The organism is Achromobacter sp. D7-1, assembly GCF_059760445.1.
This window is the reverse complement of record NZ_JCBAMT010000083.1, coordinates 23,491-30,547: the sequence shown is the minus strand read 5'-3', so window position 1 is coordinate 30,547 and position 7,057 is coordinate 23,491. Positions and strand designations below refer to the sequence as shown.

Genomic DNA, 7,057 nt, shown 5'->3' with positions numbered 1-7,057 from the left:
CCCGCCGCGCGCGCGGCTCAGGCTTCCAGCAGCTTGAGCCCCGCCACCCCGCCCACGATCAGCGCGATGCACAGCAGGCGCGCGGCGGACGGCGAATCCCCGAACAGCATGATGCCCAGCACGGTAATGCCCACGGAGCCTATGCCGGTCCAGATGGCATAGGCCGTGCCGGCGGGCAGTTGTTTCATGGCCAGCGTCAGCAGGAACACGCTGCCGAGCGCGGCAGCAATGCCGATCACGCTCGGCCAGAAACGGGTCCAGCCGTCGGCATACTTCAAGGCCAGCGCCATCACGATTTCCACCGCGCTCGCGGCGACCAGAATCAACCAGGCCATCTCGGCCTCCTGCCAGGGCTAGGGAATCGCCAGCGTAAGGGCTATAGTTACCTAAGGACAAGTACGCACCTTTTGGTAACCATGAAAAAGCTTGCCGCACTCTCGCCTGCTGGCGACGTATTCGACGCCGCGTGTCCCTCGCGCCGCGCCCTGGAGCTGATTGCCGGCAAATGGGTGCCGCTGATCCTGCCGGCGCTCGAGCACGGCCCCTTGCGCAACAACGAGCTGCTGCGCAGGCTGGACGGGATTTCGCAGAAGGTCATGACGCAGACGCTTAGGGAACTGGAACGCCACGGCCTGGTGCTGCGCGAGGATCTGGGCACCGTACCGCCGCATGTGAGCTACCGCCTGAGCGAACTGGGCCGGTCCTTGAATGTGGCGCTGGTCGCGCTGGACCGCTGGGCCGAGCAGCATTATGCGGCGCTGGACGCGGCGGCGCGCCTGCACGACGCGCGCGCCGCCTCCTTGCCGCAAGCGCGCTAGTTGCGCGCCAGGAAGTCCGACATGTCGTCGGCGTGCTCTTCTTCCACGGCCAGTATCTCTTCCAGCATGCGGCGCGTGGTGGAGTCCTGCTCGCCGATGTAGTCGATCATCTGGCGATAGCTGTCGATGGCAATGCGTTCGGCGATCAGGTTTTCCTTGATCATGTCCTCCAGCGAGGCGCCTTCGACGTACTCGGAATGGCTGCGCTCGAGCAGGCCCTTGGGCGACAGGTTGGGCTCGCCGCCCAATTGCACGATGCGTTCCGACAGTCGGTCCGCGTGCTCCTGTTCCTGCGTGGCGTGCTCGGCGAATTCCGCGGCCACGGGCTCGGCGTTCAGCCCGCGCGCCATGAAGTAATGGCGCTTATAGCGCAGCACACAGACGATCTCGGTGGCCAGCGCTTCGTTCAGCAGCTTCAGCACGGTCTGCCGGTCGGCGCGATAGGTGTCGGTCACCGCGCCGGACTCGATGTCCTTGCGCGCCTTCGCGCGTATCGCCTTGACGTCCATCTCGAACGGGCGGCCGGCCTGTGTTTGGGTACGGGTTGCTTGTTCCATATCGTGGCTCCTCTTGGTTAAGTGAAAGCACTGCGACACTGGGCTTCCAGTCTCTCCGAACAACCCAGTCTACCGATCGTGGCGGAACATGCTGTGTCCAAACATTGCCCCTGCCCCCGAAATCGGGGCGTCCGAAATGGTTTTCGAACCTTGCGTAAACTATGGGCTTCCCGAAAACCCGTGACGCAATCTGTAACGGGATAGGCTTCACCCAAAGATCTATGACTCTGAAGAACATTTGCGTGTACTGCGGCTCGAACCCGGGCGCCCGGCCGGATTACATCGAACAGGCCCGCGTGCTGGCCCGTGAACTGGTGCAGCGCGATCTGGGACTGGTCTACGGCGGTTCGGTCGTGGGCATCATGGGCGTGGTGGCCAATGAGGTGCTGGCCGCCGGCGGCCGCGTGATCGGCGTGATTCCCGAACTGCTGATGAAGAAAGAGCAGGCTCACCGCGGCCTGACCGAGCTTCACATGGTGCAGACCATGCACGAGCGCAAGGCCATGATGATGGAAAAGGCCGACGGCTTTATCGCGCTGCCGGGCGGCGCCGGCACGCTGGAAGAGTTCTTCGAGGTCTGGACCTGGGCGCAACTGAACATGCACAACAAGCCCTGCGGCCTGCTGAACATCGCCGGCTACTACGACGCGCTGGTCCAGTTCGTGAACCATGCGGTCGAGGAAGAATTCATCCGCCCCCAGCATCGCGACATGCTGGTGGTGGAAGAGGACCCTGCCCTGCTGCTGGACCGCTACGCCATGTACGAACCGCCCAATGTCTCGAAGTGGTTCGAACAGATCAAGGCCTGACGCCATCCATCAACCCGACCACCACGGAAGGCCCGCAATGCCCACCCATGCGTTGACTCCCGCCAGCACCGAGTCCGTACTGCGCGACTACTTTCACGCCAAGGACGAGAACCGCCCGCACTACATGGCGCGCGCGTTCGCTCCCGACGCGGTGCTGAAGATGGCATTGCGCACGCAAGCCATTGCCTTCCCGCCCGAGTCGCACGGACTGGCCGCGATCACCGACACCCTGGTGCGCAAGTTCGGCCAGACCTACGACAACGTCTACACGTACTACCTGGCGCGGCCCGAGGCCGGTGCGCGTCTGCCCGCTTACCAATGCGACTGGATCGTGGGCATGACGGAAAAGGCCAGCGGCAACGTCCGCGTGGGCTGTGGCCGGTATGAGTGGGAGTTCCAGCCCGAGCCGTATCGCGCGACCGGCCTGGTCATCACCATCGAAACCATGGTGACCTTGCCCGCGCATGACACCGAAGCGGTTTTCGGCTGGCTGCTGGGGCTGGACTATCCCTGGACCAGCGCCGCCCGCGTGGTGGCCGGCGCGCCGCCGCTCGAAGGCCTGGCTCCCGTCGTGCACTATCTGCTGCATCCGCATGGCAGCTAGGGCCGGCGCAAGGCCGTTTCCCGTATCAACAGGCTTTAGAGATTCACGCTTTGAAATACGACATTGCCGCTTTTGATTTCGATGGAACCCTGGCGGACACCATGCCCTGGTTCAACTCCATCCTGAACACGGTGGCCGACAAGTACGGCTTCCGCAAGATCGACGCGTCCGAACGCGAGCAGCTGCGGCACCGCGATGCCGCCGATATCCTCAAGTTCCTCGGCATTCCGCTGTGGAAGCTGCCCGCCATCATGGCGCACGTGCGTACGCTGATGCAGGAGATCGATCCCAGCGTGCACCTGTTCGACGGCATTCCCGACGCGCTGGCGCGCCTGAAGGCGGGCGGGCTGCGCCTGGCGGTGGTCAGCTCGAACTCCATCGAGAACGTGCAACGCGTGCTGGGCGCGGAAACCGCCGCGCTGTTCGACGACTACGAATGCGGCACCGACCTGTTCGGCAAGTCCGCCAAGATTGACCGCCTGCTCAAGCAGCACGGCACCGCCCCCGAGCGCTTCCTGCTGGTGGGCGACGAAATGCGCGACATCGACGCCGCCCGCAAGGCCGGCGTGCGCATCGGCTCCGTCGCCTGGGGCTATAACCATGTCGAGGCGTTGCGCGAGCGCGGCCCCGACGAACTGTTCCTGACCGTTGCCGACCTGCCAGCCACGCTGGCCTGAACCTGGAAGCCCCAGCCATGCACATCGATCCCGCCCATCTGGTCACCGACGCAGACGCCTTGCAGGCGCTGTATGGCGCGTCCGGCGAAGCCTCCCTCAAGAAGGAAGTGGATCATGTGCATCCGCACTACCGCGCCTTCATCGAAGCCGCGCCGTTCGCGGTGCTGGCCACCGCGGGCCCCGACGGGCTGGACGCCTCGCCGCGCGGCGATCCTGCCGGCTTCGTGGTGGTGGAAGACGACAAGACGCTGCTGCTGCCGGATCGCCGCGGCAACAACCGCATCGACAGCCTGCGCAACATCCTGGCCGACCCGCGGGTCGCGCTGCTGTTCCTGGTGCCGGGCGTGGGCGAGACCCTGCGGGTCAATGGTGCTGCGCGCATCAGCGTGGATCCTGCGCTGTTGGCGCGCTTTGAGATGGATGGCAAGCTGCCGCGCTCGGTGCTGATCGTGGACGTGCACACCGTGTACTTTCAGTGCTCGCGGGCCTTGCTGCGCTCCAAGCTGTGGGATCCGGCGACGCAAGTGCCGCGCAGCGCGCTGCCCAGCGTGGGCTGCATCCTGTCTGATCTGACGGCAGGCACCTTCGACGGCGTCACCTACGACCGCGAACTGCCGGCCCGCGTAGCCAGCACCTTGTATTGAAGGGCAATCCCGGGGCCGCCTGGCCCCGGCAGGTTCAGGCCGGCTGCCAGCCGCGCGCGAACACATCCACGGGCTGGCGCTTGCCGCCCGCCTTCTGCAATTCCAGCAAGCGCAGCACGCCGCTGCCAGTGGCGATGTCGATACCTGTGGTGTCGACCCGCAGCACGCTGCCGGGCGCGGCCGTGGTGGCCTCATCCAGCGCCTGCGCGCGCCAGACCTTCACCGGATCGGCCAGGCCGGGCAGGCGGATGCTGGCGCCCGGCACGGGGTTGAAGGCGCGCACGCGGCGCGCCAGCAGTCCGGCGGGCTGGGTGCAGTCGAGGGCGCCTTCGGCCTTGTCGAGCTTGGCGGCATAGGTCACGCCGGCCTCGGGCTGCTTGCGCGGCGTCAGGCCGCCCTGGGCCAGGGCGGCCAACGCTTCAACGATGGCCTCGCCGCCCGCCAGCGCCAGCGCATCGTGCAGCTCGGCCGCGGTGGTATCGCCGCCGATCGGCACCACGCGTTCCAGCAGCATGTCGCCGGTATCCAGGCCCTGGTCCATCTGCATGATGGTCACGCCGGTCTGGGCGTCGCCGGCTTCGATGGCGCGCTGGATGGGCGCGGCGCCGCGCCAGCGCGGCAACAGGCTGGCATGAATGTTCAGGCAACCCAGGCGCGGCAGATCCAGCACCCACTGCGGCAGGATCAGGCCATAGGCCGCCACCACCATCACGTCAGGCGCCACGCGCTGCAGCAGGGCCTGCGCCTCGCTGGCCTCTTCGGGATAACGGCCGTCCAGGCGCAGGCTGCGCGGCTGGGCGACTTCGATGCCGGCTTCCAGCGCCGCCTGCTTGACGGGGCTGGGCGTCAGCTTCAGCCCGCGCCCGGCCGGACGGTCGGGCTGGGTCATGACCAGAGGGATCTCGTGGCCGGCGGCGCGCAAGGCGTCAAAGGCGATACGGGCGAATTCCGGCGTGCCGGCAAAGACTAGGCGCATGGGAAGAGGACCGGGAAATGAAAAAAATCAAGCACGCAGCGCTTCGCGCTCGGCCTTCTTCAGCCTGGTCTTGATGCGGTTCTGCTTCAGGCTGGACAGGTATTCCACGAACACCTTGCCCTCCAGATGGTCCAGCTCGTGCTGTACACACACGGCCAGCAGGCCGTCGGCCTCGAACTCGAAGGGCTTGCCGTCCACGTCCAGCGCCTTGCAGCGGATGCGGGACGCGCGCTCGACGTCGTCATAGACGCCGGGCACCGACAGGCAGCCTTCTTCGTAGATCTTGTAGTCGTCGCTGTGCCAGGTGATCTCGGGGTTGATCAGGACCAGCAACTGGTTGCTGTCCTCGGACACGTCGATCACGACGACGCGCTCGTGCACGTCGACCTGGGTCGCGGCCAAGCCCACGCCCGGCGCGTCGTACATGGTTTCAGCCATGTCGCGCACCAGTTGGCGGATGCGGTCGTCGACCTCGGCGACCGGCTTGGCCTTTTTGTGCAGGCGCGGGTCGGGGTAACGAAGAATAGGAAGTAAAGCCATTGCGGGGGAATTGCCAGTAGTCAGGTTTACATAAGAGTTTAATTCATTAGACTCTTGATTTCTAATAGTTTTCGGCTAATTCCAGGATTGGCCGGATTGCCATATACCCTGGGGGTTCCTGCCCGCGCCGCGCCGCAAATCGGTCCCCCCGGGTCCCGCACCCGCTCGCCCCGCATGCGACACTCTCGCCCCATCGACGCCCTTACGCGCCTGCCCCATGCCGCTCACGCAATCCCCTTCCGAACTGGCCGCCTGGCTGCGCCTGTCCCTGGAGCCGAACATCGGCTCCGCCACCGCCTGCACGCTGCTAGGCGCGCTCGGCCTGCCGGAACAGATCTACGCCCAGCGCGCCACGGCCTTGTCGCGCCATCTGCCCGAGGCGCTGGCCCGGCAGCTCGCCGCCCCCATGCCGCAAGAGATGGCGGCGCAGGTTGAAAGCGCGCTGGAATGGGTCGCCGCGCCCGGGCGGCACATCCTGACGCTGGCCGATCCCACTTACCCGCAAAGCCTGCTCACCATCGCCGATCCGCCCATCCTGCTCTATGTGGCAGGCGATCCGGCATTCCTGCAGGGACCCTCGCTGGCGGTAGTAGGCGCGCGCAACGCCACGCCCGGCGGCCAGGAGAACGCCCGCGCCTTTGCGCGCCATCTGGCTGGACATGGCTGGCGCGTGGTCAGCGGGCTGGCCCTGGGCATCGACGGCGCGGCGCATGAAGGCGCGCTGGACGCCGGCCCCGAGGGCGCCGGCACGGTGGCGGTCATGGGCACTGGCATAGACCGCATCTACCCTGCCAAGCATCGCGACCTGGCGCACCGCATCGCGGCGCACGGCGCGTTGGTGTCGGAACTGCCTCTGGGTACGGGCGCGCTGCCGCAGCATTTCCCCAAGCGCAACCGCATCGTGGCGGGATTGGCCCGGGGCGTGCTGGTGGTGGAAGCCGCCCGCCAAAGCGGATCGCTGATCACGGCCCGGCTGGCCGCCGAGGGCGGACGCGAGGTCTTCGCCATTCCCGGATCCATCCATTCGCCGCTTTCGCGCGGCTGCCATGCGCTGATCCGCCAGGGCGCCAAGCTGGTGGAAACCGCCAGGGACATCACCGATGAGCTGGGCGGCGGTCCCACGCCTGCCGCGCGCGCCCAGCCCGCCACGGAGGAAACCTTGCCTGACCACCCCGTGCTCGACGCGCTGGGCTACGATCCGCTGCATCTGGACGCGATCCTGGCCCGCAACGGCATGGACACCGCCAAGCTGCAAACGCAACTGCTCGAACTGGAGCTGCAAGGCCGTGTCGTCCGGCTAGACGACGGCCGCTATCAACGGCTGAAATAGGGCCGTTCCCCCAAGGCAGTTGCCCTTCGCCTTGCCTGCAAAACGGCGCCTGCCCTATGGCGCTAATATTGTGCAGATAGCGCCGCCGCCTTGCCGCGCCGC

General features: G+C 66.5%; 10 protein-coding genes. 6 read left to right on the top strand and 4 right to left on the bottom strand.

The annotated features are described in order from the left end of the window. Window positions 1-17: 17 nt before the first annotated feature. Window positions 18-335, bottom strand: coding sequence for a DMT family transporter (locus AC6LKD_RS26680; RefSeq protein WP_013396691.1), 318 nt, complete (start codon window positions 333-335; stop codon window positions 18-20). 81 nt (window positions 336-416) lie between these two features. Between AC6LKD_RS26680 and AC6LKD_RS26675 the strand changes: the two genes are divergently transcribed. Beyond that, complete coding sequence (locus AC6LKD_RS26675; RefSeq protein ID WP_498117922.1) at window positions 417-818, top strand: winged helix-turn-helix transcriptional regulator; 402 nt, start codon at window positions 417-419, stop codon at window positions 816-818. Here AC6LKD_RS26675 and AC6LKD_RS26670 read toward each other — a convergent pair. Beyond that, window positions 815-1,375, bottom strand: a complete 561-nt coding sequence (locus AC6LKD_RS26670; protein ID WP_013396693.1) for a ferritin-like domain-containing protein — start codon at window positions 1,373-1,375, stop codon at window positions 815-817. The two genes, AC6LKD_RS26675 and AC6LKD_RS26670, sit on opposite strands and share 4 nt — an antisense overlap. 221 nt (window positions 1,376-1,596) lie before the next feature. Between AC6LKD_RS26670 and AC6LKD_RS26665 the strand changes: the two genes are divergently transcribed. Genes AC6LKD_RS26665 through AC6LKD_RS26650 form a run of 4 tightly spaced genes read left to right on the top strand, consistent with a single transcriptional unit; the run spans window position 1,597 to window position 4,109 of the window. Beyond that, the gene (locus AC6LKD_RS26665; protein WP_013396694.1) at window positions 1,597-2,184 is read left to right on the top strand and encodes an LOG family protein; all 588 of its coding nucleotides are present in this window, start codon (window positions 1,597-1,599) and stop codon (window positions 2,182-2,184) included. Window positions 2,185-2,221: 37 nt separating this feature from the next. Beyond that, window positions 2,222-2,788 carry a hypothetical protein gene (locus AC6LKD_RS26660; RefSeq protein ID WP_492273973.1) on the top strand — a complete coding sequence of 189 codons (567 nt, stop codon included), beginning with the start codon at window positions 2,222-2,224 and terminating at the stop codon, window positions 2,786-2,788. A gap of 50 nt (window positions 2,789-2,838) precedes the next feature. After that, entirely contained in the window at window positions 2,839-3,465 is a 627-nt protein-coding gene (locus tag AC6LKD_RS26655) for an HAD hydrolase-like protein (RefSeq protein ID WP_013396696.1), read from the top strand. A gap of 17 nt (window positions 3,466-3,482) precedes the next feature. After that, window positions 3,483-4,109, top strand: coding sequence for a pyridoxamine 5'-phosphate oxidase family protein (locus tag AC6LKD_RS26650; protein ID WP_013396697.1), 627 nt, complete (start codon window positions 3,483-3,485; stop codon window positions 4,107-4,109). A 34-nt stretch (window positions 4,110-4,143) separates the two neighbouring features. On the opposite strand, the gene fmt is transcribed toward AC6LKD_RS26650, so the two are convergent. Together fmt and def are read right to left on the bottom strand one after the other, a co-directional pair. Beyond that, the gene (gene fmt / locus AC6LKD_RS26645) at window positions 4,144-5,085 is read right to left on the bottom strand and encodes a methionyl-tRNA formyltransferase (RefSeq protein ID WP_013396698.1); all 942 of its coding nucleotides are present in this window, start codon (window positions 5,083-5,085) and stop codon (window positions 4,144-4,146) included. 27 nt (window positions 5,086-5,112) lie between these two features. Beyond that, entirely contained in the window at window positions 5,113-5,625 is a 513-nt protein-coding gene (gene def / locus AC6LKD_RS26640) for a peptide deformylase (RefSeq protein ID WP_013396699.1), read from the bottom strand. A 217-nt stretch (window positions 5,626-5,842) separates the two neighbouring features. On the opposite strand from def, the gene dprA reads away from it, so the two are divergent. After that, complete coding sequence (gene dprA / locus AC6LKD_RS26635; RefSeq protein ID WP_498117921.1) at window positions 5,843-6,955, top strand: DNA-processing protein DprA; 1,113 nt, start codon at window positions 5,843-5,845, stop codon at window positions 6,953-6,955. The last annotated feature ends 102 nt before the right edge of the window (window positions 6,956-7,057 follow it).